Below are 24,742 nucleotides of genomic sequence, written 5' to 3' on the forward strand. Positions count from 1 at the left end.
GTGCAAAGTCATCCAGCAAACCCAGAAAATAATTGCTATGGACAATATCATTATTCTGATTCCTTTTTATCAGCATTTTGTCTTTTTCCTGTCAAATATTTTTACAGTTGAAACCAAAATGGTATTTAGTCTTTACCTACCTAATGACATAATCTATAGCAGTAGAGTTATTGGCTCTTATTTTTGTGAACCCCATCAAAATTAGTACGCTTTAACTATATATAAATACAGATGTCAAAAACAATGATATTAGTTATGATATTAGTGAATGTTCAACTAATCAAAATAATATAATTTCCTAATATTAGCGAGTAAAAAGTTATGAAATCTGATGTCAATAGTTTGTGCACCTGCCAAAAACAGTTAGTTGATTTACAAAATGAAAATGCTATTATTCAAGAACGTTTATATCAGTTGGAGCAAATATTAGATATTTTACCTGAAAACTTGATTTGTCAAGATTTGACGAACCAGGAAATATTTTATAGTAATCGTGCTTTTCAACAACTCAGCAATGAAAATCAAACAGAAATTTTAAAATTCAGCAGGGAGACAAACCATAGACATCCAGTAGAAAAAACTACCCAACTCAAACTAAATGATCATACAGAAGAACGCTATTTAGCTATCCATCAAATTCCTCTGCGTAATAGTCAAGGAAAAATTAGTTATTTAGTAACATTTTCTCAAGATATCACTGAATTGAAACAGGTTCAAAAGTCCCAACAGTTATTATACTCAATTATCAATAGCTTACCTCAAATGATTTTTTGGAAAGACCGCAACAGCGTTTTTTTAGGGTGCAACCGTTATGCTGCTCAAATTTGTGGTTTTTCATCACCTACAGAAATTATTGGTAAAACTGATTACGATCTCCCTTCGACCAAAGAAGAATCTGAGTGGTATCGGGAGTGCGATTTTAGAATTATGGAAACTAACACCCCAGAGTTTAATATGACAGAAACCCAACATCGTCCAGATGGTAGTCAAGCTTGGATCGATACCAACAAAATACCACTCCATGACCAAGAAGGAAATGTGACAGGTATAGTAGTATCCATCGAAGATATCACTGAGAAAAAGCACACAGCAGCACAACTACAAGAAGTTACAGATCGTTGGCAACGTATTGCTGCTAGCACCCCTGGACTTTTTTATCAATATTACCAATCTCCTACAGATCCTATAGGAAAATTTACTTTTCTGAGCGACGGTTGTGATGATATCTACGAAGTCGAACCAGAAGTTGCCCTTCAGGATAATAGTATGTTGTGGGAATTAGTTCACCCCGACGATCTCCTTACTGTTCAGCAGTCTGTAACTCAGGCATTCAAACTTGAAGCAATATGGCAAACAGAATATAGAATTACCACTCCTTCTGGCAAGCTCAAGTGGCTACAAGCAACTGCAATGCCATGCAAACAAAAAGATGGAAATGTCTATTGGGATGGCATTATTCTTGACACTACTGAACTAAAGAAAACTGAAGTTGCCTTGCGTCAGAGCAAAAAAAAATTAAGATATTTTTTTGAAAAGTCTCCTCTAGCTGCAATAGAATTGGATGCTGATTTTCGCGTTGTTGACTGGAATCATACTGCAGAAAAAATCTTTGGTTATAGCAAAGCAGAAGTCTTTGGTAAGTCAACCTCAGAATTTAATCTTGTTCCTCCCTCAGCTCAGGATGATGTAGCTCAAGTAATTCAACAGTTACTTGCAGGAACAGGAGGAACATTCAATATTAATGAAAACATAACTAAAACAGGAAAAATTATTATTTGTGAGTGGCACAATTTTGCGTTTTATGATGATGCTCATCAGCTAATTAGTCTTTTCAGTATGGCGCATGATGTCACAGAACGCCAAAAAATTCAGTCTGAATTAGTCGAACAACGACAGTTACTCAGAACTATTGTAGATACTTTGCCCCAAGCTATTTTCTGGAAAGACTGCAATAGTATTTACAAAGGTTGTAATAGTACGTTTATTAGAGAAATAAATCACCAATCTTGCGAAGAAATTGTTGGTAATACAGACTATAATTTTGCCTTGAGTGAGGAGAAGGCAAGATTAGAACAACAGAGCGATCAAGAAATTATGTTATCTGGCAAACCACAAATGCACTTAGTTGAACAAAGACAGCTACCTAATGGCAATCTGGTTTGGTTAGATACTTGCAAAGTTCCTTTAGTTGATGAAAAGGGTAGAATATTCGGTATTCTCGGTACTTATGCAGATATCACTGAACGCAAGCGAGTAGAAGAACAACTCAAACAGCAAATGATGGCAATTGAAGCAGCAATTGATGGGATTGCAATTTTAGTTGATGGAGAACATTACTCATACATAAATCATGCTCATGTGCAGATTCTCGGGTACGATAACCCAGAAGAGTTACTGGGTAAAAGTTGGCAGATTTTATATGAACAGGAACAAATAGAACGTATAAAGAAAGAGGCTTTTCCTATAATTTCTCAACAAGGTTTTTGGCGGGGAGAGTGTGTTGCTAAACGCAAAGATGGTACAAAGTTCTTCCAGGAAATTGCTTTGACAATGACAGATGTAGGACTTATTTGTATTTGTAGGGATATTAGCGATCGCAAGCAAGCAGAAGCCAAAATCAAAGAGAGTTATAACTTATTAAATGGAGTAATTAATAGTACGACAGATTTAATTTTTGCCAAAAATTTACAAGGAGAATTTCTGTTAGTTAACACTGCTTTTGCCAATAGTTTTAATAAATCAGTTGAGGATATTCTTGGCAAGGATGATACAGCTATATTGCCTCTTGAAGTTGTACGAGAAGTCAGAGATAACGATCGCCAAACTATTAATAGTGGCATTTCAAAAGATTATGAGGAAATTGTGCCCATACAAGGTCAACTCAGAATCTTCCTCACGACAAAAACACCTTTTCAAGATGCTGAAGGCAATATTATTGGTATTGTAGGTATGACAAGAGATATTACTGAACTCAAGGGTACTGAACAAAAGTTACGAGAAAAGGCTCAACGAGAACAACTTTTTAACCAAATTATCAGTCAGATACGCCAGTCTCTGGATATTGAAACTATTTTAAATACTACTCTCAATAGAGTTCGGGAGTTGATGCAAACAGATCGATGCCTTTTTTCCTGGTATTGCACTGATGCAGAAGAACCTTATTGGTATTCTAGTAATGTATCTCAAATTCCAGGTTTGCCCGATATACCAGATAAATATCCAGCTTCGATATTAGGTTCGATTAATCAAAAGGCTTTGCATTTAGAAGTTATCAAAGTAGTTGATAATGACTTAGAACCAGATCGAATCTTTAGAAAATTGCTCAAATCAATAGGAATTCAATCTTTTCTGTCTGTTCCCTTTCAAAAAACATCAGGTCAAATTGGAGCATTAGTATGTCATAATCACACTCAGATCAGCCACTGGAGTGATACAGAAATTAGTTTACTAAAAGCTGTAGTGGAACAGTTAGATATTGCCTTGACTCAAGCAGAACTTTATAATCAAAGTCGCAGCAAGACAAGAGAATTAGAAACTACTCTCAAGAAACTGAAGCGGACTCAAACTCAGATGATTCAAAATGAAAAGATGTCTAGTTTGGGTCAACTTGTAGCAGGAGTAGCTCACGAAATTAATAATCCCGTCAGTTTTATTTATGGCAATCTTTCTCATGCTAAGGAATATACTCAAAATTTATTCAATTTGATCGATCTATATCAAACCCATTATCCTAACCCACATCCTGAAATTCAGGAAGAAATAGAAGCTATAGAATTAGAATTTTTGCAGGAAGATTTACCGAAACTTTTTAACTCAATGAAGGTGGGAGCTAATCGTATTGAAGATATTGTCAAATCTTTGAGAAATTTTTCACGCCTTGATGAATCTGGACATAAAAAAGCTAACCTCCATGAAGGAATTGATAGTACTCTTACTATTTTATACAATCGTATTAATCGGCGACATAATCTTCCTGCAATTGAGATAGTTAAAAATTATGGTAATCTTCCAGAGGTGGAATGTTATCCAGGAGAGCTTAATCAGGTATTTATTAATATTATTAGTAATGCCATTGACGCTATTGAAGAAAAAGATGCAAAGCGGACTACCGAACAAATCAAATTAGAACCAAGTCTCATTGAAATTTCCACTAAAGTTGTTGGTAAATTTGTACAAATTTGTATTCGGGATAATGGACCTGGTATTCCACCAGAAGTCAAAGAACGTCTTTTCGATCCTTTCTTTACAACTAAGGAAGTTGGTAAAGGTACTGGACTAGGATTATCTATTAGCTATGAAATTGTAGTTGAGAAACATAGCGGTAGCCTAAAATGTAATTCTAATCCTGGTAAAGGTACAGAGTTTGTGATGAAAATTCCCATGAAGCTTATACCCTTTCAATAAATTCAAAAGTCCTCACTAAAGTCAAAAGTCAAAAGTCAAAAGTCAAAAGTCAAAAGTTAGAAGTTATATGATGTCCGGTAGCATAGTTTGTGTATAAAATTAAGGTGACAATAGGAGAAAACCTTCTGCTTCCTGCCTTCTGCCTTCTACCTTCTGCCTTCTGCCTTCTGCCTTCTTCCTTCTTCCTTCTTCAAGAAGATGGTATCAAACGTTTTCTCATAGATTCTGCACGTCTTTTTGCAGTATCATTTTTTGGGTCACATTTCAATGCTGACTCATAAGCTTCTAAAGCTTGAGCAGTTAATTTTTTCTTCTCATAAACATGGCCTAAATTATTGTAAACAGTTACATAACTAGGGTCTATTTTTAATGCTTCTTTATATTGCCTAATAGCAATATCGTATTGCTCTTTAGCAAAGTAAGAAAAACCAAGAGCATTATAAATTTTAGCAAAACTTTCTGAATTTTCTGAACCTTTTAATTTCAGAGCTTTTTGTAACAATTCAGTTGCTTGAGAATACAATTTTTTTTCTAAAAATATACTGCCAAGCTGATAATATTCATCTATTGTTCCCTGTTCTTTTGTCAGTTTACTTTTCAAATTAGAAAGCTGAATTTCAGTTTTCCTTGTCTTCGCAATCTGGCGAATGACAAATATACCTGCCACAGACAATAATATCAGTAGTATTAATAGGTATAAAACTGGTAGAGTGCTATCCATAATTAATATTAATTTTTATAAGTAATAAGGCTAGATTTGAAATCTTATGGAGTGGAGTAGGAAGTAGGAAGTAACTGTCATAAAAATTCCCGGTTCCCAACTCCCTAAATCTTCTAGTTGATATTATCCTTTAGCTTGACTTGCTAATTCAACTACTTTAGCAAAAGTTTCAGGATCTAAAACTGCTAATTGGGCTAACATTTTACGGTTAATGGCAATATTAGTTTTTTTCATATTACCTATTAGTTGACTATAACTCATGCCCTGTTGACGAGCTGCAGCATTTATCCGAGTAATCCATAAACGACGGAAATCCCGTTTGCGTTTACGGCGATCGCGATAGGCATTGCGTAACGCCTGCATAACTCGCTGGTTAGCTACTTTAAATAGTTTAGACTGTCTACCTCTAAATCCTTTAGCTAGTTTAAGAACTTTGTTACGGCGTTTACGGGCAACATTACCTCTTTTGACTCTGGTCATAAATTTCCCCCTAAAATTTTACAAATATGGAAGCATTAAACGTACATTTTCTTCATTAGTCTCATGGACAAGAGCCATTTTAGACAGACGACCCTTGCGAGTGGAGCTTTTATGTTGCAACAGATGACTCTTAAAAGCTTTACGACGCATGATTTTTCCACTGCCTGTTACTTTAAAGCGTCTAGCTGCCGCCTTGCGAGTTTTTAGTTTTGGCATGATTTGCAGTAATTTTAGACACAATGTTTTATTATAGCACAAAAATTTGTTAAAATCAAATACCTATTTTATTGGATATGTCCAGAAAAGAGGGAATAGGAAACAGGGAACAGGGATAAATAATTGATGATTTATATAGGACTTAACTTTTTTTCTTGCTCTTAAGCTTCCTGCATCTTCCTTCTTCCTTCTTCCTGACCTTTGCTACCGGACATGATATTAGATTTGGACTTCAAGTTTGACCTAACAACAACCTTATGATAAAAAAATCAGACTAGACTACTTTGCGCTTCATTGATGAGCAAAGTTTTCTAATCACAATTACCGAAAAATTAAGGTATAAAGCCTCTCAATTCATGGATAAAAAAGCGGTGGAGGGATGGCGAACCGCGTTTGCGGTAGCATTCCGTAAGGAAAGCAGCTCTGATCAGAGCTGGTTTTGGAGCCATATCCAATCGACCAAGAGAAGAAAAAAAATCCATCGATCCAATCCTCTTATTTATAAGAAGAGGTAATTCTAAATTCTAAATTCTAAATTCTTGAACCCCAAAGTAATGATACTAAATGTTTAGTCTTCCTAGTAAAATTGAGGCAATTTTATACCTCAAAGGACAACCCCTCTCCATTTCTGAAATTGCTGAAATTGCCAAATGTGAGCGTGGCCAAGTTAAAGATGCTTTAATCGAATTAATGTCTGAATATGCCCATCGACATACTGCCTTAGAAGTTATAGAAACAGAAAAAGGTTATAGTCTTCAACTCAAAGCAACTTTTGCTGAGTTGATAGAATCTTTGATTCAACCAGAGTTGGGAGTAGGTGCTCTGAGGACTTTAGCAGCGATCGCCCTCAAAGGAGGTATTACTCAATCAGAATTAGTAGATATTCGTGGTTCAGGAGTTTATCAGCACGTTCCAGAACTTGTTACCTTGGGGTTTGTTCGTAAACGTCGTCAAAAGGAATCTCGTTCTTATTGGTTACAAGTCACAGATAAATTTCATCAGTATTTCCAACTAGATCAACTTCCCCAACAATTATCACTTGACCTTAATTCTTTATCCCATGATGAAGAGGAATAAAATTTGGAAATACAAATAATTCTTAAGTAGGCAGAATCGTATCCACTCAATATAATAGACATCTCCTCCAAATGAGGCAGTAGGCAGCTTTGCTGTAGGCAGTAGGGAACCCACCCCTCGCCCCTCCCCCTCCCAGGAGGGGAAATAATTGATATATATAGTGTGAGAATTGATTTGATTTTTGATTTTTACCAGATGTCTAATGGGATAGGCAATAATTATAACTGCCAAGGCCAATCAAAGGGATGATAGAAGAGCGAGCATATGGGTTCAATCAATAAGGGTAGCCAAAATAAGAATATTGTATGAACGAAAACGATTATTATTAAATCAATTTGTTGCAGATTTTGTTGTGAAGTTAAGTTTTGGTCTATTGTTATAAAAGCATCAAAACTTGATGATGCTAATTTTAACAACTCTCCATTTTTTATTCCTGCCCAACCTTGTTCTGGAACTGTTATTACTTGATGATTTATAATTTCTCTTTTGAGCTTTTTAGGTAAGCATTCATCCAGCAATATTTTCATAGGTTTGTTTCAATAATGTTTCTTGAGCTAACTTTAATAGAGAAACTGCTTGTTCTTGAGTCACCGTAGGAAAATCATCAAGAAAATCTGCTATAGTTTCTCCTGCACTTAAATAATCAATAAGAGTTTTAATAGGAACGCGAGTATTTTTAAAGACTGGTATACCTGATAATATTTCTGGAGATATTTCTATTAAATTATTGTTCATAGTTTTTGCTCTTTTGTGTTTTGATTTTTGTAATCCTTTTGAGGATAGCACAAAAAGTTGTAATAAAAAAGTAGCGATCGCGAAGCGGAACGGAGTTCTATCGCCTGTTTTATCTATGTCAAGATAGACCGATTTTTTGGTGTAGGAATTTCTCGTCCTAATTCTTGAGCAGTTTCTATCCATTCTTGCATAATTATTTCTACGTTTTGTAGTGCTGACTGATAGGTTTCTCCATCAGCAATACAACCTGGTAATTCTGGAACTTCTGCTATAAAGGCTTGGTCTTCTTGACTCCAGTATACGATTATTTCGTAGTGTAGCATTGGCTTAATTTTCTAGATGATATTTGATAATAACTGCACAAATTTGTTTGACTTGATGAGCTTTTGCTTATGGGCTTTTGGCTAGAATATTTAGAATTTCAGGCTAGGTGGCCAATTTAGAGTTAAGGTTTTGGACTAAAGTATAGCTTCTTTAAAGAGCGATCGCTCTTTGATTTTATAAGTTTTTCTGGAAATTCCTTATTAGTTGAGAATATGCTTGTGCTACATTATTAGAAACTATTAATTTTTTTTATTTAAGCCTAGCCATCTCTAAAATGAGGAAAATTTTATGACACGAGACCCCGCTGTTTTAAAAAAAGTATCAGTTAGTCTTCCTTTTGGTCTGGGTTCAGCAGAATGGGAAGCTGACTCAACAGAACGTCATGCTGCTTGGTCGCTTTATGTTGAATTGGTAACGCGTATTTCGGTACAACCTTTGCAGGAAGATGAAGGTATTATGAGAGAGGCTTTAAATTCCCTCTATAGTTTGTTTGGAACTACTCGCGAAATTCTCAGAGAAGCTGGCCCTGATGTGGGTGCATCTCATAATTCAGTTGGTGGTCTTGCTATTGCTGTTCTCAACCAAGGATTACGACCTTTTCTGACAAAGTGGCATCCTAATTTAGAGGAATTAGAGAAACAGCTTAGTTTGGGAAAGTGGAAATTAGCAGATTCAGTAACTTGTTTTCATCTGTTACAACTTGTAGGACGTACAAATGAAGGTTGGCTGGGAGCAGAAGATATAGACAGGCTTCCTTGTGATGACATTCACAGAATAAATAAACTTTGGCTCAAATACAGTAATGAACGTTTTGGGTTTAGTGTTCAGAAGGAAATTTATATTGGTACTGGAAATATATTGGGAAAACTGAACAAAGATGCTTACAAATTATTTGTACAGAAAGTAGGATGGAAAAAACAGCGAGATTGGGGGTTTAGTGGAGGATGGTTATCTTACGATGATATTACTTTTGATCTTGCAGCTCCAAGAGGACACCTCCCTGTTGTGGATAAACGACTAAGAATAATAGGAGAAAAACTACATTGGAGGACTAGCAATCAATATGATTTTTCTCTCTTGACGCGCCGTTTTTTGACTTGTAGTCTGTAGCACTTTCGGGTGCAAGTCTACACTATTGTACTCAACCAATATTAAAAACTCTAACATATAAATGTCTGATCCAAAAAAGTTTAATGTTTTCCTTTGCCACAATAGTCAGGACAAACCTGCCGTTGAAAAAATTGCCGAGGAACTTCTTGCTCAAATTGCTGGTGTTGAATCTTGAAAAAAGGAAGATAGTTAATGGCTGAAACAGAAAAGTTTGATGTCTTTCTTAGTCATAACAGTCGTGATAAAGATAGCATTAGAATTATTGCACATCAACTTGAACAAGGGGGTTTTATCACATGGTTCGATGAAGATCAATTTAAAGGAGGAATTGTATGGCAAAAAAAACTCTATAAAGCACTTGATAAAACTAATCTTGCTTTCTTTTTTATTGGAACAAATGGTGTAGGACCATGGCAAGAGGAAGAGATAGACTATTTACATAATCGTTATATAAGTAGTCGCAAGAAAAATATATCCATTATTCCTATATTTCTACCTGGAGCTGGTATCAAGGATGTTCCTAGAGACCTAAATTATCTAAATAAGTTTCAGTTTATATTTCTTCTTAACTTGGATGATTATAGCGAAATTAGCAAATTGTTGGAAATATTTTCAACTTTTGGCATAGTCCCAAATAAACGAAAAAAAAAGCCTAAGAAGGACGACGACCCCACACCAAAAAAAACGCATCCTTGTGGCTACATTAGGTTAGAGAGATTGCTTAATCAAGGAAAATGGAAAGAGGCAGATGAAGAAACTATTACTTGTATGGTAAAAGTTTCAGAGCAAAAGGGAACAGGAAGATGGCTGAATTTCAAGCATATAGAAAACTTTCCTTACACAGACCTTTGTACCATTGACAATCTCTGGGCAGAAAATAGCAAAGGCAAATTTGGTTTTTCTGTCCAAAAGGAAATTCATCAGATTTCTATGAGTAAAACGAAAAATAATAAGCAAGGATGGAAATTGTTTTGCAGTAGAGTTGGCTGGCAAAGAGCTGATATGGAAACAGAAAGTAATTTAACTGGACACTTTCCTCGGAAAGTTTGGCAACGCATTCGACTTTCAACAGTTGCAACAGTTGAACCCCCATTCTTAGATTTATATACCGTCATTAGTCTTATCATTAGCTCTATAGTTAGCTTAGGTAGTGCGATTATACTTGCTAATATATTAGATGCAGGTAATCATTTTCACCCATCATATGTTTTATGTTTTTTGCTTTGGTGGGGTATTATGATATATAGGGGAGTATCTCGACAGCGATTTGAGGCAAAAATGATAGTTTTTCAGACTTTACTTTCAAAAGTAAGGTGAGCAAATATTCACCCACCCTACCAATGGATAATTAATAATTAGAGATAACTTTCATTATCATCCATTATCCATTAATTACTCTATCCCTTCTATCCGATCCTCTACTTGCTGATACAACTCACGCAACTTATCCAAATTACTCTCACTCGTCTCCCAATAACCGCGACCGTTCACTTCCAACAATGTAGTCACCATCTTGCGGAACGAATGCGGATTCAAATTCAACAACCGCTGCTGCATCTGCTCGTCTTTAATAAAGGTCTCATTCACATCTTCATAAACCCAATTATCAACGGCACCAGCAGTCGCACTCCATCCCATAGTATTCACGAGACGCTTTGACAACTCCCGCACTCCTTCATAACCATGAGACAACATTCCCTCATACCATTTTGGATTCAACATTTTTGTCCGCGCATCTAAACGTACTGTCTCAGATAATGACCGCACCTGAGCATTGGCAGTTGTCGTATCCGCAATATAAGAAGATGGTTTTTTACCATCATCTCGGAGAGTCGCTACAATCTTTGTCGGATCGGAATCAAAATAATGACTCACATCCGTCAAACTAATTTCCGACGAATCTAAATTCTGGAATGTCGCATCCGCAGTTTTCAACGCTGACTCAAACACTTTCCGGTTATCTTCCATCATTCCTGGGTTGTCAGAATTAAACGCAAACGACTTGCGCTTCAAATACATTTCCTGTAATTCTGACTCATCTTCCCAGGTACTATTCTCTACTGCCAAGTTAACGTTAGCAGCATAAGAACCGGAAGCATTAGAAAATACCCGCGTTGCAGCTTGACGTAAATTTACTCCTAAATCTTCCGCTTGCTTGAGAGCGTGCTTCCGCACAAAGTTCATCTCTTCGGGTTCCTCTGCTTCCGCTGCCATTTTCACAGCTTTATCCAAAAGGTTCATTTGATTGATAAATAAATCTCGGAATACACCGGAACAGTTAATCACGACATCAACGCGCGGACGACCTAATTCCTCCAATGGAATTAATTCCAACTTATTCACCCTACCCAAAGCATCAGGTACAGGTTTCACACCTACCATCCACATTACCTGAGCGAGAGATTCACCGTAAGTCTTGATATTGTCAGTTCCCCACAACACAACAGCGATAGTTTCTGGATATTGCCCACCATTTTCTTGCATCTGTCGCGCCAATAAACGGTCAACCACAATTTTTGCCGACTTAACCGCAGCAGCAGTAGGAATAGACTGGGGGTCGAGGGCGTGCATATTCTTACCAGTAGGCAAAACATCGGGGTTCCGAATAGGGTCGCCACCAGGTCCGGGTAAAATATATTCCCCTTCCAACGCTCGTAACAGGGAACCCAACTCATTATCAGCACAAACCTGCTCAAGGCAAAATTCCAAATATTCAAACAGAGGTTTAATAAGTTCCGCATCAACATCCGGAAAACCTGCTGTTTCCAAAGCTTCTATCCAAGGTGCTTTTTTCCTCATGTTGAAGAAATTGAGTTTGCTAACCATGGAAACTCGACCTTCAGCATCGGTTTGTTGTTTCACTAATGCAGCAACAGCAGCACGAGTCGCTTCCGTAATACTCTGAACTAACTCTACATCTGCCAAAATACCTTTATTATTGTTTTGGTAAAGTTCCTCAATATCTCGGTTGAGACTATTAGCAATTATTCGAGGTAAACCAGTTATCCCTTCCTCTTCTCTGTCTAAACTAGCAATATTTACCAAAGTAGCGATCGCCTCTTCAGCACTAGGAGGTTTACCAATAATGTGCAAACCACAAGGCAACAACCGAGACTCAATTTCCATCAGTCTGCGATAAACATCCCCAACAATTTTATCCCGTTCCTCAGCAGTCAACTCCTGAGCATCTTTTTCTGGCAGCGTCACATCCTGGTCTAAATTCACTATCCGACACTTATCCATAATAGTGTTGACAATGGGAATACCTCGTCCGCTATCCTTCAAAGTTTGATAGGAACCGATCAACTCGTTCAACTCCTGCAAACCCTTATATAAACCAGCATTTTCCGCAGGGGGAGTCAAGTAAGAAATAGTCTCAGCATAACTCCGACGTTTAGCAATAGTCGCCTCACTAGGATTATTCGCTGCATAATAATAGATATTGGGAATACTACCAATCAGATTATCAGGATAACAATCTCCAGACATTCCAATTTGCTTACCAGGCATAAATTCGAGAGAACCGTGAGTACCAAAATGCAGCACCGCATCAGCTTTCCAAATTTGTTCTAAATAAGTATAGTAAGCAGCAAAACCATGATGGGGACTAGCGGAACGAGAGAACAACAACCGCATCGGGTCGCCTTCATAACCAAATGTTGGTTGTACTCCAATAAAAACGTTGCCGAAACTCTTACCGTAGATTAATAAATTTTCGCCATCGCTATTCAGGTTTCCTGGAGGGGGTCCCCAATTTTCATGTAAACGTTCGGAATATGGTGTCAAACTTTCATATTCTGCAACTGACATCCGGTGAGCAATATTCAACTCCGGACTTTGATACCGAGCAGTCGCATCATGGATGACTTGCTTCATCAACTCTTCTGCGGAGTCTGGCAAATCTTGAATATCGTAACCGTTACCTTTGAGTGCTTTGACAACTTCATAGATAGAACCAAATACATCTAAATATGCAGCAGTACCAACATTTCCTTTATCTGGTGGGAAACTGAAAATAGTAATAGCAACTTTTTTATTCAGTTTAGGTTTACGTCTAAGAGTTGCCCACTTGAGAGCACGTTGAGCAACAGCTTCGATGCGGTCTTGGAGAGCGATCGCTTTTCCGGTCGCCCCATCCCGTCCAGACATAATAATAGGTTCGATCGCTCCGTCAAGTTCAGGAATAGCTATTTGCAAAGCTACTTGTATGGGGTGCAAACCAAGTTCGCTTTCTTCCCATTCTTCCGTAGTTTGGAAAACCAGAGGCAAAGCTACCATATATGGTCGGTTCAACCGTTTCAAAGATTCGATCGCCTTCGGATGGTCTTGTCTAGCAGGTCCCCCCACCAGTGCAAAACCTGTCAAAGAAATAACTGTATCTACTAATGGTGTGGGTTCAACTCCTTTAGCAGCAACTTCCCAGAAATAAGCATCGACTGGTTTAGAAAAATCTAACCCTCCAGCAAATACAGGCACAACTCGCGCTCCCATTGCCTCCAACTCTTGCAACATCGCAACATAGTGAGCATCATCTCCCGTAACTAAGTGAGTACGCTGCAATACTAAACCAACACAGGGAGCGAGGGGGTCTTTCAAATCTTCAGAAATGTCTTGGCGCTGGTTGTACCAGTTGAGATACTCTTTAACATCCTCAAACATTTTTGGTGCGAGGGGATGCCAGATACCCATGTCTGGATAAACTACTGGATCAACATATTGGAGAGAGCTGTTTTTCTTATCTTTAAAAACATATTTATCTGCCAACATCAGTAGGAAATTTTCCAGGTTTTCCGACGAACCCCCTAACCAATATTGGAAACTAAGCATAAAGTTTCTAGCATCCTGCGCCTTATCAATAGGCATATACTTCAACACTTTCGGCAGAGTTTGCAACAACTTCAGCATTCCATCTTGGAAAGAAGAACCAGATTTTTCCTTCCGCTTCCGCATGAACTGAGCGATCGCGCTTTTGCTCTGACCTAGTTGTGCCATTGAGAAACTTCCCATTTTATTCAGGCGCATCACTTGAGGCATGGAAGGGAATACAACAGCAGCGTCCAGCTTATCTCGGTGGGGGGTAACAGCCTCCACTACTTTTTCGGCCAGGTCTTCAATGAAAATTAGGGAAGCGATAAAGATGTTAGCTTCAGAAACTTCTTTTTTAAAGTTTTCGTAATTTTGTGGGTCTCTTAATTCCTCTATTAAATAGCCACTAATTTCAATGGCCAAATTAGGACTTTTTTCGTTGATAGAGCGCACCGCTGCTGAGAGAGAACTCTGATATTGTGCTTCTAGAACGATATATACAACTTTTAAGAGCGATCGCCCTTTCAAGTCTTCTGGGACAATGTGGCGAACGCTCTTAAAAGTTGTATATATTGTGCTTCTAGAACGATATATACAACTTTTAAGAGCGATCGCCCTTTCAAGTCTTCTGGGACAATGTGGCGAACGGCGGGTTTAACAGATGTGAACATTAAGTATTGCTCCTTGAGGATAATTGCTGATACTTAATGAGTATATTTACCAGAAAATGTGAAAAAAAGGTAGGGTAAGTTCTTGTTTTGATACAATTCTATAAGAATTTGGAAATTTTTCGTTACATTTATTGACAAAATGAGGAGTATATACTCTCAATCTTTGTTCATAAAAGTTAAGGCGATTTGTATACAAAATAATCTGGGATGAGGGTATAAATTATCAATTACCTGATGATGAGAAATTAGGATATGTAATTAGTTTTGCTTATGAATTTAATAAGACAGGACTTAACTAATTTTCTGACCTGCATTTTACTGAGGTAAAAAACAAACCGAGAACGGAAATCACCTCCCTACTCTTCGCTCTCCATCTGGGAGATAATCTGCAAACTCCTTTGATCAGATAACTCCCCTTGACGATTTTCGTTAAGGACTTGCTGCAAAAATATTCCATAATTCTTCATAACAGTCTGAGTATTGGGATGCTCTTCTCCTAGTTGTGAAAACAAAATAGTCAATGCTTTTAAAAATAAAGGTTCCGCTTCTGTGTATCGCCCCTGGAATTTGTAGAGACCTGCCAGGTTGTTGAGACTGGTGGCAATATCTGGATGTGCCGACCCCAGTAGTTGCTTTCTCATTTCCAAAGCTTCTGTATAGAACCCCTAAACGGATCTATTTAAAAATAGAGAAGGAGATGGGGAGATGGGGAGATGAGAGTATTTTTCTACCTGCAAGGGAAGCTACCAGGTTTGCTATTGGGCGACGCGGGGTCTCATCCGCTTTTTCCCCATTCTCGTTCCTGAATTTCCACAACTTCCTCAGGCTGAGGACGGAAGCCAAAAGCACATACCGCGTCCAAAGATACGCTCAGGGGTTCTATAATCCATCCAGGCAGTCAGTATGGGCAACAAACACTCACGACCAAGGTGCTAGAGTGTTGGCAATGCAAGCAGATGGTAATTTAGTTATCTATGCAGATGGAGGCCGTGTTCTTTGGGCTTCAAACACTCATGGGAATCCAGGTGCTTTCCTAGCTATTCAACAAGATGGTAACGTGGTTGTCTACACCAATCGTGGTGTGCCACTTTGGTCTACGGGTACAAATGGTCGTTAATTGGCTATTGGCTGAGTACGATCGCCGATCGCGTAGGCTATGTTAGCAGGGAAGCAATCTATCAATAAATAGATAATCTCTGTTCCTGCGTAACTCACAAAATCCTTTGCATAACTAATCTAGCCACAGCAGTAAGGTGTGTTAACAATAGGGAACTTACCACAGGATTAACTCAACTCATCCTTGAATGTTTCCCTGCCTATCCCTGTACTAAATCGAACAGCTTGGCGATCGCATTGCAGATAAGCTCTAGAAGTCTTCTCTGTCTGCGGGCAGCAAAAGTTTTCGATATAATGCTAAGTAAACATTTTTTCCTCATGCCAGTTTATGAACTACCGAGACATCATTACAATTGAGCCTGAAAAACGTGGTGGTAAGCCTTGCGTCCGTGGCTTGCGTATTACAGTCTATGAAGTCCTTGAGTACCTAGCTTCTGAGATGACTGAAGCAGAAATTCTAGACGATTTTCCCGATCTGACGCGAGAAGATTTAAAAGCATGCATTGCTTATGCTGCTGACCGCGATCGTCGGTTTATGAGTGCCCCATTATCCCCATGAAATTACTTTTTGATGAGAATCTATCGCCTAAATTACCAAACCGTTTGAGCGATTTTTTCCCAAACTCCCTTCACCTTCGAGATGTGGGCATGAAAGCGACAATCGACCCAATCGTTTGGGATTATGCATGCATACAACGATCTAATCATCGTCTCGAAAGATGCTGATATGCACGATCTGAGTTTAGTATTTGGAAATCCACTGAAAGTGATTTGGCTTCGCCTTGGGAACTGTTCGACATTACAAGTTGAAAATTTGCTGCGTCGGGAGTTTAGCGCGATCAAATTATTTGACGAAGATGAGACTTTATCCCTGCTTGCTTTATCATGATGCACTAGGTTTTTACCTGCTGCGATCGCATACATTTTGTTTTGCGAGCGCTTGCTTGCTATACTTCCCTCAAAGACAGTCCATACCGACGAGACAAACACCGGGAAGTTAAAAGCTGCTGGAGTAAAGCAATGGTGAAACCTTCAATTCTTGACCCTGCCACAAGTTACAGCTTTAGCCAGTATAACACCCTAGCCTTTGACACCGCCGATGTTCTAGCGGGACTTGAACGATAAAAAGCAGAAAATTAGGATATAATGCAATTAAATCAAGAGTTTCACGTTGAGAGGTAAGAGTTATTAATGGCTTTTAGTGATTATAAAACTATTGCTCAAGTTCAACAAGAGTATAAGATCAAGTATTTGGAAGCAGACTTTATTGAAATTACCCATTTAAAACCTTCTGATCTGTTTGTCAGGGAATTGAAATTCAGCGAACAGAACATGGATATATACACATCTGAATACTCAAGATGTGAAAATATTATTTATCCAATTTTAAGAGAAGTTTATAAAAGTTTTATTGATAAGTATACTCTTTGGAGCCACAAGTTCATAACATACGATACTAAACTAAATGGAGCGCCTGATTACTTGTTTTCAACAAAGTCAGAATTAGGTAAAACTGTTTTGGGTTTTCCAATCGTCGTTGTTGTTGAAGCAAAAAAGAATGATTTTAGTGAGGGATGGGGGCAATGTCTCGCTGAGTTGATTGCTGTGCAAAAATTAAATAAAGCCGAGGAACTTGCTGTGTATGGGATAGTAACAGATGGAGAATTATGGCAATTTGGAAAATTAGTATCCGATGAATTCACAAAAAGCAAGTTGAGAATTGCTATTACCGATTTAGATAAAATTTTCGGAACAATAAGTTTTTTATTGTCAAGCAAAAGGGAAGCAGATTGAAATTAAACTCGGTTTTTTCTTGCCTTCAACACCAAAGTTTAATAGTATCCCATGTCCTTTATTGAAAATCAAATAGGGGTTCCCCTCTGCAATCCAAGGTTTGAAGAGGGGAATTCTCACTCCATTGTTAAATTTGGGTAAAATTAGCGGGGTCTTGATCGCGCCGATCGCGTACTGGAATGGGTATTCCTTGGCGATCGCCAGATAGAGCTGCCGTCGTTTCTAATGCTTCTCTCAGTCGTTTGCTAGCATAGATAGACATATCTCTGGGTACATTAATACGATCGCGCAGGTAGCGCAGGGCTGGATCGGAAGCAGATGGTGGCGGACACAGTTCTCCTGTTATCATGTAAGTCAGAGCGCAACGCAAGGCTTCATCAAAAAGGCGATCGTCCGCTGGATTAACGCGAATGATATTCTCACGATGCTTGATCACCCGTTGCAGAGCTTCTGTTCGAGACGTTTCGGGTTCTGGATACATCACATCTGGTAATCCCAACCAAGGACCGCAATCGACTCGTTTTTGATTAATCTCAGTTTGAGACTCTTGGTTAGGATAACATCCGCCCATTTGCGGTGGTAAATCGTGGGCATGGGTATGAAAATCGCTTTGTGTTCCTCTATAGGTGGATCGGGTTTCCATAGCATCAAACCAATCAGAGAGCTTTGGGTTTTCTTCCCGCAATGAATAGCCTTTGTAGTAGTAGAGACTGGCATTCATCCGCTCGATGTATGGAGTAAAAACCAAATCAACTATACCAAATTCTTCCAGAAAATAAGATCCTGGAGTACTGGCAAGAGCTGCTTCAACTTTAGCCACGATGGTGGTAAATTGATCTCGACTGCGTTGTTCGTCCCTTTGCGATCGCGTGGGGTAGCACAACCAACTACACCAACCGCGAAAGAGTAGGCGTTCTAGCTGGCGCAGAGGCAGCGCTCGGCGATCGCCCATTCCCACCCGATTTAATGGACCAAATGCGTTTTCTAATGCTAATAAGATATTATCACTTTCTGTAATTAACTGACCGTCAAGTTCTAGCGCAGGAAGCATTCCCGATCGCACCTTTTGCTTATACCACTTTTCTTTCGTTCCATAACAGAACATAGTGACTTTCTCGATACGGTACGGAATTTGCTTTTCCTCTAACCACAGCCACACTTTTTGGCAATAAGGACACCAAGCATGATGATCGCGATAAAGAGTAACTCGCACATCTGATTCGGCTTGTCCAAACAGCCGCAATCTTGCTTGGGAATTGGTTGGTCCGTTAATGGTATCTCGCTCAAATGTGGCGAGTTGTTGTAGTTCTTCCCAACTCAAAGGCAAAGATTTGGTCGATATCATAAGTTACTCCAGAAAATAATGTTCAATTTTATCACAACTTCATTTATCCGATTCGGAGTCTGACGGTTAGCAGCTTGAGGAATATAGGAAACCATGCGATTGTTCATACTTTCGCCCAAAAATTAAATAGGGCTAAGGTGTTGAGAGGGTGGGGAGTGTGGGAAGTTTGGGGAGGGTGGGAAGACAGAGAAAGTAGGAGGAATAATTTTTCTTTGATTTTTCTTCCCCTCCTCACCCCCAAATTCTGAATTTTTGAGGGTAAGGGAATTAAAACAGGCGCACTTTTTTAGAGTCGAAAAAGGCTAAAAGCTTTATTTACCGAAAAATTGTGGTTTAAAGCCTCCCCTTTTAAAGGGATAATAGAGAAAAATTTTCCTTTGAGTCAATCCTCTTCTTGTCGCTGATCGCGCGATACCAGACCCCAAGATGGTGGAAAAATATCCGAAATGCTAGAATTCAGTTGTTCTGGACGCATAATTGTGTCATTGAAATTACCGATCTAAAACCTTCTGATTTTTTTGTTAAGGAATTAAGGCTGCACTCAGAAAAATTGTAAAATATAAGTCCTAATAAAATCAGAGGCACTATAAATGTCTAAATCTAGTCAAGTTTTAATTGATGCTTTTCTCGCTGAACGTAATACACCAAATCCTCTCGGTGACCGTAGTCCTACCTGGGGTCGTCATGTAGACGATCTTTCTCTGGTCGATCCTGGAGAAATTGCAGAAAGTGTTGTAGTTATTGAACCCTGGGAGCATGTTGGCGAACGACCCAAGGATAAAGTTGGGGTCATTGCATCAGAGAACGTGGCCTATATTGTCGATCAGATACTGGGTTTACCTACCCTTATTGTGCCCGCTTGGAAGCATGGTATTTCTGACCTAAAGCGCTTTGCTTCCCTGGCAAGGGTAGCCAAACTTATAGTATTGGAAGGGGGCAAACCGGATGTTCATGTAAAAGATACTTTTTCGCCAGCATTTCCTCGTTCAGATGCTACGCAACTGATTGTTGAATTCCTCTTAAAACAGGTGCCTTTCATTGGCATTTGTCTCTCTCATCAGCTTACGGCGCAGGCCCATGTAGAATTAATCCGTGAATCTGTGGATCGTCTAGAAAAATCACAACAACCAGCGTTTGTTGCTGTCAGTCGTCGCATTGCCGAGGTGGCAAATCGCCTGAAGGTCGAAAAGAGTTATGGTACTGTCGCCCAATCTTGGAATGATGAATCGTTTGCAGTTGCTAAGAATGAAGAAATTAGCCATTCTAATACACGTTTATACCCCTACCGGGATCTTGAGATTCCTCATGTTCCGACTGAAATCACGGAGGCATATCGTGTAGTAGCAAAACGTTTTGATGCTATCATTGATGTAGCACTCCAGTACGAGAACAATCTGCACATTCAGGCATTTCATGGCAACGAAGTATCAGAAGAATCAATGCGGTTCGTATGTTGGGCCTATCAGCAAATTCACCATGCGATAACTGCTTACAGCCTTGAAGCGGCCTCGATACTAGACCTACAAAGCCTAATGGATGCACCCATTGGTGTCGAAATTTTAGCTTCAACACATACTCAAAGTGGCGATCCGTTATGTGAGGTGGCAGCAACCGGTATTTATTGGGATAACGGCCGGAAAGCACTAACTACCCAGTTTCACCCAGAACTTGATGAATCGTTAATAACAGCATCTGAAGGTTGGGCACTTTCCTGGGAAGATATGAAAAATTCTGATGGAATTCGTTTGTTAGCACGTATACTTCAGTCAGTTCTCTAAAAATGAGTAAGAAACCGCTTCCCTCATCAATTTAGGGCAAATGCCATTGAGGGCGAATGCTATTCGCCCCTAAATATGTCGTTTTCAAGGGAGTTGTATGCGTAAGTCCTGATGGTATTAATTCTTATCCTCAAATCCTGCCACTTCAGATAAAGTATAAAGAGGTCTACCTTTCACTTCTTCATAAATACGTCCGATATATTCTCCTAAAATTCCAATACTTACTAATTGTACTGCTCCTAAAAAGAAAATTGCCATGATAATTGTTGCCAAACCAGTTAATGGTGAATCTGGATAAAAAATCCGCCAATATAAAACTAAACAAGCCATCAATAAAGCAATACAAGCAGCAAATAATCCTATATAAGTAGAAAGTCGTAAAGGTACTTTAGAAAAAGAGACTAAACCATTAATTGCTAAAGCTAAAGACTTAGCAAAAGTATATTGAATATCACCAGCAAAACGAGGTTCGCGCTCAAATTTAATTGCTGTTTGTTTAAAACCAACCCATGCTCTTAAACCTCGAATATAACGATTAGTTTCTGGCATTTTATTCAACACATCTACCACACATCTATCCATTAAACAAAAATCTCCCGTATCAATGGGAATATCCACATCTGCTAAATGTTTTAAAATCCGATAATATAGAAAAGCAGGCAACTTTTTTAACCAACTTTCTTGATGTCTTTTTGTGCGTTGAGCATAGACAACTTGATAACCTTGTCGCCACTGTTCAATTAAGTCTGGAATTAATTCTGGTGGGTCTTGCAAATCTCCATCTAAAACTACAATAGCTTTCCCCCTAGCAAAATTTAAACCAGCAGTAACAGCAATTTGATGTCCGAAATTACGGGCAAAACTTAAGTAACAAATTCGAGAGTCTTGTTGATGTAATTCTCGGAGTATTTGTAGAGAGCGATCGCGACTCCCATCATTAATTAAAATTAATTCTACATCTCCATCCATTCTATTCAGAATGGCACTGATACGCCGATATAATTCTGGGAGATTTTTCTCTTCGTTATAAATAGGAATTACTATAGAATATTTCATAAAAGTAGGAAGAAGGAAGAGGGAAGAGGGAAGAGGGAAGAAACAATAATTTCCTATTAAAATAGATTTTTCCATAAATCATATTATCCTTTTCGAGCTACTCTTGTAGAGATGTTTTATAGAACATACAGCGTATTTCATATTAGCCAGGTATACCAGTCACTGGTAAGATGCCCGCACTACAAACACTTTAGCATTTATATTTGTACCTCATCTATCTGCAATCTGCTGTATCTACATTTCTGAAATTGGTTGAATAATCTTAAACTAAAACATAATATAATACCACTGAATGAATTTATGGAAAATATGATAAGCTAAGAATAGTTTAGATTCCCTATTCCCTATTCCCTATTCCCTATTCCCTTTGACAAAAATTTAGATATATGGTTTCAATGCAAAACAGCTTATCAAATAATTTATGGAAAATAAATCAACAATTAGCAACAGTATGTTTATCTCATCCTTTTGTGCAAGGAATTGCTGACGGTACACTGCCTCATAAAAGTTTTGCCTATTATGTAGGACAAGATGCTTTTTTCCTCAAAGCATTTGCCCGTGCTTACAGTATTGCTGCAGCTAAGTCCCCAGACTGGAAAACATTTGAACTGTTTCATGCTCTCGCAGGTGGGGTAAAAGAGGAATTGCAACTGCATCAAAACTATGCGGCAGCATGGGGAGTAAATCTAGAAACTATTACACCAGGATTTTCTACACGGCGTTATACAGATTTTTTATTAGCAACAGCTTGGAGTAATAATATTGGAGCGATCGCTGCAGCAATGACTCCTTGTATGCGACTTTATGCTTTCTTAGGACAACAGTTGGCTACACCAGAAATCCCAGAGCATCAATATTCTGAATGGATTCGTACTTACAGCAGTCAGGATTTTGAACATTTGACGCAAAAGCTGGAGAAAGTGATAGACAGTTACGCAGATAATACTCAAGAAGCAGAATCAACCTACTGTTATGCCATGCTCTGCGAACGAGATTTCTTTCAAGCAGCTTGGGAAATGGCAAGTGTTAACAGAGTAGAGGAGTAGCTAGGAGGAGGAGAAAATAATTTAACAGGACTTACGCACGGAAACTAAATCTAGTGAGGGCGCCATTCAGAGCTTTGCGGAGCGCAAATGCCATTCGCCCCTACATATCAATGCAGACATAAAATGCCGGAATATGCCTAGATAATTCCCACTCTCATCCTTCCTTTCTCCCGACTCCTGATATAGAATCTGGTTACACAGTATATGTTTATAATTCTATCCACACTTCTATCTCCCAAGAATTCTAATAAGTATTCAACCGGATTTGACATAACTCCTTTCTCCTGACTCCTGACTCCTGACTCCTGACTCCTTCTTCTAACGCCCCAACTTATTCGGAATACCTTCACAACCACCAGGTATCTTTCTCCTACTTTTTTCCCCAGACCAAGCACAACAATAATAACGTTGTTCGTCAGACAACCGTTTGACTCCATTAAAGTCAACATTTTCTACCACTGCACCAGTACAAATACCTGTTTGATAGTTAGGTACATGAGTACGACTGCGAGGAGTAGCAGTTTCTGCATTACCATAGAAAAATCTTGCTCCTCTCAAGTCAGCACCTACCAGACTTGCTTCATACAAAATAGTACGAGAAAAATTTGCTTTGACCAAGTCACAATCACTAAGATTAGCTCTAACAAGATTAGCATCACTTAATTCTGTCCAACGTAAATCTGTTTTTGTCAGGTCAGCACCAGCTAACATTACTCCTAAGTCAATCACACGAATACCATATTCCCTGTCTTCCGCATAACCCCCATTACCATCTAAAATAGGCCGACCAAGTTGGCGATCGCGCTTAATCGGTGTTATTAGTCTAGACTGAGATAAAAATCTGAGAATTTTCGCTTTACCTTCTCCATCTACACTTTTAATAATAGCTGCTGTACGTCCTTCAGCGATCGCTCTTTCCTGTGGCCAATCTTCCAATAAACCTTTTTCATCCATTGCCAGATCGGAAACTCCTTGAAAGTAAGCATCAATGGTTTGTTGTTGAGTAATGCGGTTTTGCTGAATGGTCAAATCTTTGGAAATAACGTATTGTCGCCAAGCTACATATACAGCAATAATTGCAATTAAAATTTGACCCAAAGCTCCGATGAGTTCGCCCACCGCTCCAATGGCATCCCAGTTAATCTGAATATTACGAGTACCTGGTTCTTGGTTTGCTCCACTTAACATCAGTAAACCAACAATAGCGGCCAAGATACCAAAGCAAGCAATAATCAGATTACGCCAAACTGGAGGAATGAGGGTTTTCCAGACTTTACCCCAACTAGGCCAAATCATTCTGATGGAAGCTACCATTGCCACAACCGCGCTGCTATAACCAAGCAGCACATTATCTATGGCTAACCCCAGAATCATTACGGCAATTGCTGTCAGGGAGACAATGGACGCAATTCGATTCTTTGGCCCTTCCTCTGCTTGATTGTTTGCCAAACCATTAAGTTGTGTGGGAGAGGAGGGTAACATTTGTTCTATTTCATTTTCTACCAAGTTTAATTGCTCTATTGGTGTTTTTACAGGAGCGATCGCTGCTTTTGTGCCATTAGAATTTTCTGAGGTTGGACTGGTGTTTTGAGAATTAGCTGAAGAAGAGTTTGAATCATTATTCATATAATTTTTAATTTTGATTTTTTTGATAGACAATTAATTTGTTAAGTTTTTGTAATATCTATAAAAAACTGAAAACATTAGAAAAGAGAAGTTATGCCAATAATTTTACGGGTAAGTTTAGCTAGAGGTTAGGTTTTATATCAATTATATTGGGACTAAACCTGCCAAGACATTAGAAGTCAAAAGTTAAAAGTTAAAAGTCAAAAAATATTGATTAATCTAGGACTCAGTCAAAAGTCAAAAGTCAAAAGTCAAAAGTCAAAAATTAGAAGCAAAAAAATATTAATTTAGGACTCAGGGGGGTTTTGATTAATTGAGATAAGGACTTTGACTTTGAGTTGGATGTGATAAGTTAACTTGACTATTTATCAAAATAATTGGGTCGCGCAACTCCGCCTTTTAAGGCGAAATATTTTTGGAGAGTTGCTCAAATCCCC

Annotated in this window: 24 protein-coding genes; 12 read left to right on the forward strand and 12 right to left on the reverse strand. The window is 38.6% G+C overall.

What is annotated here, in order from left to right:
• The first annotated feature begins 321 nt into the window (after positions 1-321).
• Positions 322-4,404, forward strand: coding sequence for a PAS domain S-box protein (locus tag D5R40_RS03100; protein WP_124154217.1), 4,083 nt, complete (start codon positions 322-324; stop codon positions 4,402-4,404).
• 190 nt (positions 4,405-4,594) lie between these two features.
• Here D5R40_RS03100 and D5R40_RS03105 read toward each other — a convergent pair whose 3' ends face one another.
• The 3 genes from D5R40_RS03105 to rpmI all read right to left on the reverse strand — a co-directional run bounded on the left by D5R40_RS03105 (position 4,595) and on the right by rpmI (position 5,821).
• Positions 4,595-5,125 carry a tetratricopeptide repeat protein gene (locus tag D5R40_RS03105; protein WP_124154218.1) on the reverse strand — a complete coding sequence of 177 codons (531 nt, stop codon included), beginning with the start codon at positions 5,123-5,125 and terminating at the stop codon, positions 4,595-4,597.
• 123 nt (positions 5,126-5,248) lie between these two features.
• Positions 5,249-5,605, reverse strand: coding sequence for a 50S ribosomal protein L20 (gene rplT, locus D5R40_RS03110; protein ID WP_124142898.1), 357 nt, complete (start codon positions 5,603-5,605; stop codon positions 5,249-5,251).
• Between the two features lie 18 nt (positions 5,606-5,623).
• A complete protein-coding gene (gene rpmI, locus D5R40_RS03115; protein WP_124142915.1) occupies positions 5,624-5,821 on the reverse strand; it encodes a 50S ribosomal protein L35 in 198 nt (65 codons plus the stop codon).
• Positions 5,822-6,385: 564 nt separating this feature from the next.
• Here rpmI and scpB point away from each other — a divergent pair.
• Positions 6,386-6,898: an SMC-Scp complex subunit ScpB gene (gene scpB / locus D5R40_RS03120; RefSeq protein WP_124142897.1), complete on the forward strand. Its 513-nt coding sequence runs from the start codon at positions 6,386-6,388 to the stop codon at positions 6,896-6,898.
• A gap of 218 nt (positions 6,899-7,116) precedes the next feature.
• Here scpB and D5R40_RS03125 read toward each other — a convergent pair whose 3' ends face one another.
• The 3 genes from D5R40_RS03125 to D5R40_RS03135 form a co-directional block, all read right to left on the reverse strand.
• Positions 7,117-7,425 (reverse strand): DUF5615 family PIN-like protein, encoded by a 309-nt coding sequence (locus tag D5R40_RS03125; protein WP_161564299.1) that lies wholly within the window; start codon positions 7,423-7,425, stop codon positions 7,117-7,119.
• Entirely contained in the window at positions 7,406-7,633 is a 228-nt protein-coding gene (locus D5R40_RS03130; RefSeq protein ID WP_124142914.1) for a DUF433 domain-containing protein, read from the reverse strand. The genes D5R40_RS03125 and D5R40_RS03130 overlap by 20 nt, the downstream gene beginning before the upstream one ends.
• Positions 7,634-7,746: 113 nt before the next feature.
• The gene (locus D5R40_RS03135) at positions 7,747-7,956 is read right to left on the reverse strand and encodes a type II toxin-antitoxin system HicB family antitoxin (RefSeq protein ID WP_124154219.1); all 210 of its coding nucleotides are present in this window, start codon (positions 7,954-7,956) and stop codon (positions 7,747-7,749) included.
• A 289-nt stretch (positions 7,957-8,245) separates the two neighbouring features.
• Between D5R40_RS03135 and D5R40_RS03140 the strand changes: the two genes are divergently transcribed.
• The 3 genes from D5R40_RS03140 to D5R40_RS03150 all read left to right on the forward strand — a co-directional run bounded on the left by D5R40_RS03140 (position 8,246) and on the right by D5R40_RS03150 (position 10,384).
• Positions 8,246-9,067 (forward strand): GUN4 domain-containing protein, encoded by an 822-nt coding sequence (locus D5R40_RS03140; RefSeq protein WP_124154220.1) that lies wholly within the window; start codon positions 8,246-8,248, stop codon positions 9,065-9,067.
• Between the two features lie 61 nt (positions 9,068-9,128).
• The gene (locus D5R40_RS39025) at positions 9,129-9,242 is read left to right on the forward strand and encodes a toll/interleukin-1 receptor domain-containing protein (RefSeq protein WP_240041533.1); all 114 of its coding nucleotides are present in this window, start codon (positions 9,129-9,131) and stop codon (positions 9,240-9,242) included.
• A 17-nt stretch (positions 9,243-9,259) separates the two neighbouring features.
• The gene (locus D5R40_RS03150) at positions 9,260-10,384 is read left to right on the forward strand and encodes a GUN4 domain-containing protein (protein WP_124154221.1); all 1,125 of its coding nucleotides are present in this window, start codon (positions 9,260-9,262) and stop codon (positions 10,382-10,384) included.
• A 75-nt stretch (positions 10,385-10,459) separates the two neighbouring features.
• On the opposite strand, the gene D5R40_RS03155 is transcribed toward D5R40_RS03150, so the two are convergent.
• The 3 genes from D5R40_RS03155 to D5R40_RS03160 form a co-directional block, all read right to left on the reverse strand.
• Complete coding sequence (locus tag D5R40_RS03155) at positions 10,460-14,446, reverse strand: magnesium chelatase subunit H (protein ID WP_124154222.1); 3,987 nt, start codon at positions 14,444-14,446, stop codon at positions 10,460-10,462.
• Positions 14,398-14,544, reverse strand: coding sequence for a hypothetical protein (locus tag D5R40_RS34465; protein WP_161564917.1), 147 nt, complete (start codon positions 14,542-14,544; stop codon positions 14,398-14,400). The genes D5R40_RS03155 and D5R40_RS34465 overlap by 49 nt, the downstream gene beginning before the upstream one ends.
• 356 nt (positions 14,545-14,900) lie before the next feature.
• The gene (locus D5R40_RS03160; protein WP_124142893.1) at positions 14,901-15,185 is read right to left on the reverse strand and encodes a tetratricopeptide repeat protein; all 285 of its coding nucleotides are present in this window, start codon (positions 15,183-15,185) and stop codon (positions 14,901-14,903) included.
• A 56-nt stretch (positions 15,186-15,241) separates the two neighbouring features.
• Here D5R40_RS03160 and D5R40_RS03165 point away from each other — a divergent pair, with 56 nt between their 5' ends.
• The 5 genes from D5R40_RS03165 (at position 15,242) to D5R40_RS03180 (ending at position 17,454) form a co-directional block, all read left to right on the forward strand.
• Complete coding sequence (locus tag D5R40_RS03165) at positions 15,242-15,661, forward strand: hypothetical protein (RefSeq protein WP_124142892.1); 420 nt, start codon at positions 15,242-15,244, stop codon at positions 15,659-15,661.
• Positions 15,662-15,988: 327 nt separating this feature from the next.
• Positions 15,989-16,219, forward strand: a complete 231-nt coding sequence (locus D5R40_RS03170; RefSeq protein ID WP_124142891.1) for a DUF433 domain-containing protein — start codon at positions 15,989-15,991, stop codon at positions 16,217-16,219.
• Positions 16,216-16,386 carry a DUF5615 family PIN-like protein gene (locus D5R40_RS40690; protein WP_275670262.1) on the forward strand — a complete coding sequence of 57 codons (171 nt, stop codon included), beginning with the start codon at positions 16,216-16,218 and terminating at the stop codon, positions 16,384-16,386. The genes D5R40_RS03170 and D5R40_RS40690 overlap by 4 nt, the downstream gene beginning before the upstream one ends.
• Entirely contained in the window at positions 16,343-16,549 is a 207-nt protein-coding gene (locus tag D5R40_RS40695) for a DUF5615 family PIN-like protein (RefSeq protein ID WP_275670261.1), read from the forward strand. Before D5R40_RS40690 ends, D5R40_RS40695 begins: the two co-directional genes overlap by 44 nt.
• Before the next feature lie 302 nt (positions 16,550-16,851).
• Positions 16,852-17,454: a hypothetical protein gene (locus D5R40_RS03180; RefSeq protein ID WP_124142890.1), complete on the forward strand. Its 603-nt coding sequence runs from the start codon at positions 16,852-16,854 to the stop codon at positions 17,452-17,454.
• A gap of 127 nt (positions 17,455-17,581) precedes the next feature.
• On the opposite strand, the gene D5R40_RS03185 is transcribed toward D5R40_RS03180, so the two are convergent.
• The gene (locus tag D5R40_RS03185; protein WP_124142889.1) at positions 17,582-18,799 is read right to left on the reverse strand and encodes a glutathione S-transferase family protein; all 1,218 of its coding nucleotides are present in this window, start codon (positions 18,797-18,799) and stop codon (positions 17,582-17,584) included.
• Positions 18,800-19,389: 590 nt separating this feature from the next.
• On the opposite strand from D5R40_RS03185, the gene D5R40_RS03190 reads away from it, so the two are divergent.
• Entirely contained in the window at positions 19,390-20,577 is a 1,188-nt protein-coding gene (locus tag D5R40_RS03190) for a glutamine amidotransferase-related protein (RefSeq protein WP_124142888.1), read from the forward strand.
• 117 nt (positions 20,578-20,694) lie between these two features.
• Here D5R40_RS03190 and D5R40_RS03195 read toward each other — a convergent pair whose 3' ends face one another.
• On the reverse strand, positions 20,695-21,708 hold the full coding sequence (locus D5R40_RS03195) for a glycosyltransferase family 2 protein (protein ID WP_445974444.1): 1,014 nt from the start codon (positions 21,706-21,708) through the stop codon (positions 20,695-20,697).
• A gap of 311 nt (positions 21,709-22,019) precedes the next feature.
• Between D5R40_RS03195 and tenA the strand changes: the two genes are divergently transcribed.
• Positions 22,020-22,679, forward strand: a complete 660-nt coding sequence (gene tenA, locus D5R40_RS03200; protein ID WP_375339362.1) for a thiaminase II — start codon at positions 22,020-22,022, stop codon at positions 22,677-22,679.
• A gap of 318 nt (positions 22,680-22,997) precedes the next feature.
• Here the strand turns inward: tenA and D5R40_RS03205 are convergent, their stop codons facing one another.
• Positions 22,998-24,305: a pentapeptide repeat-containing protein gene (locus D5R40_RS03205; protein ID WP_124154223.1), complete on the reverse strand. Its 1,308-nt coding sequence runs from the start codon at positions 24,303-24,305 to the stop codon at positions 22,998-23,000.
• Positions 24,306-24,742 lie beyond the last annotated feature (437 nt).

This window comes from Okeania hirsuta (assembly GCF_003838195.1).
In the GTDB taxonomy this organism is placed as follows: Bacteria; Cyanobacteriota; Cyanobacteriia; order Cyanobacteriales; family Microcoleaceae; genus Okeania; species Okeania hirsuta.

Bases quoted from the DNA above. Each gene is read 5' to 3' on its own strand.
- D5R40_RS39025 (WP_240041533.1), top strand. From the start codon at position 9,129: ATGTCTGATCCAAAAAAGTTTAATGTTTTCCTTTGCCACAATAGTCAG.
- D5R40_RS03190 (WP_124142888.1), top strand. From the start codon at position 19,390: ATGTCTAAATCTAGTCAAGTTTTAATTGATGCTTTTCTCGCTGAACGT.
- rplT (WP_124142898.1), bottom strand. From the start codon at position 5,605: ATGACCAGAGTCAAAAGAGGTAATGTTGCCCGTAAACGCCGTAACAAA.
- D5R40_RS40695 (WP_275670261.1), top strand. From the start codon at position 16,343: ATGCATGCATACAACGATCTAATCATCGTCTCGAAAGATGCTGATATG.
- D5R40_RS40690 (WP_275670262.1), top strand. From the start codon at position 16,216: ATGAAATTACTTTTTGATGAGAATCTATCGCCTAAATTACCAAACCGT.
- D5R40_RS03100 (WP_124154217.1), top strand. From the start codon at position 322: ATGAAATCTGATGTCAATAGTTTGTGCACCTGCCAAAAACAGTTAGTT.
- D5R40_RS03125 (WP_161564299.1), bottom strand. From the start codon at position 7,425: ATGAAAATATTGCTGGATGAATGCTTACCTAAAAAGCTCAAAAGAGAA.
- D5R40_RS03150 (WP_124154221.1), top strand. From the start codon at position 9,260: ATGGCTGAAACAGAAAAGTTTGATGTCTTTCTTAGTCATAACAGTCGT.
- D5R40_RS03185 (WP_124142889.1), bottom strand. From the start codon at position 18,799: ATGATATCGACCAAATCTTTGCCTTTGAGTTGGGAAGAACTACAACAA.
- D5R40_RS03195 (WP_445974444.1), bottom strand. From the start codon at position 21,708: ATGGAAAAATCTATTTTAATAGGAAATTATTGTTTCTTCCCTCTTCCC.
- scpB (WP_124142897.1), top strand. From the start codon at position 6,386: ATGTTTAGTCTTCCTAGTAAAATTGAGGCAATTTTATACCTCAAAGGA.
- D5R40_RS34465 (WP_161564917.1), bottom strand. From the start codon at position 14,544: ATGTTCACATCTGTTAAACCCGCCGTTCGCCACATTGTCCCAGAAGAC.
- tenA (WP_375339362.1), top strand. From the start codon at position 22,020: ATGGTTTCAATGCAAAACAGCTTATCAAATAATTTATGGAAAATAAAT.
- D5R40_RS03205 (WP_124154223.1), bottom strand. From the start codon at position 24,305: ATGAATAATGATTCAAACTCTTCTTCAGCTAATTCTCAAAACACCAGT.
- D5R40_RS03160 (WP_124142893.1), bottom strand. From the start codon at position 15,185: ATGAGAAAGCAACTACTGGGGTCGGCACATCCAGATATTGCCACCAGT.
- D5R40_RS03135 (WP_124154219.1), bottom strand. From the start codon at position 7,956: ATGCTACACTACGAAATAATCGTATACTGGAGTCAAGAAGACCAAGCC.
- D5R40_RS03170 (WP_124142891.1), top strand. From the start codon at position 15,989: ATGAACTACCGAGACATCATTACAATTGAGCCTGAAAAACGTGGTGGT.
- rpmI (WP_124142915.1), bottom strand. From the start codon at position 5,821: ATGCCAAAACTAAAAACTCGCAAGGCGGCAGCTAGACGCTTTAAAGTA.
- D5R40_RS03165 (WP_124142892.1), top strand. From the start codon at position 15,242: ATGGGGAGATGGGGAGATGAGAGTATTTTTCTACCTGCAAGGGAAGCT.
- D5R40_RS03105 (WP_124154218.1), bottom strand. From the start codon at position 5,125: ATGGATAGCACTCTACCAGTTTTATACCTATTAATACTACTGATATTA.
- D5R40_RS03180 (WP_124142890.1), top strand. From the start codon at position 16,852: ATGGCTTTTAGTGATTATAAAACTATTGCTCAAGTTCAACAAGAGTAT.
- D5R40_RS03130 (WP_124142914.1), bottom strand. From the start codon at position 7,633: ATGAACAATAATTTAATAGAAATATCTCCAGAAATATTATCAGGTATA.
- D5R40_RS03140 (WP_124154220.1), top strand. From the start codon at position 8,246: ATGACACGAGACCCCGCTGTTTTAAAAAAAGTATCAGTTAGTCTTCCT.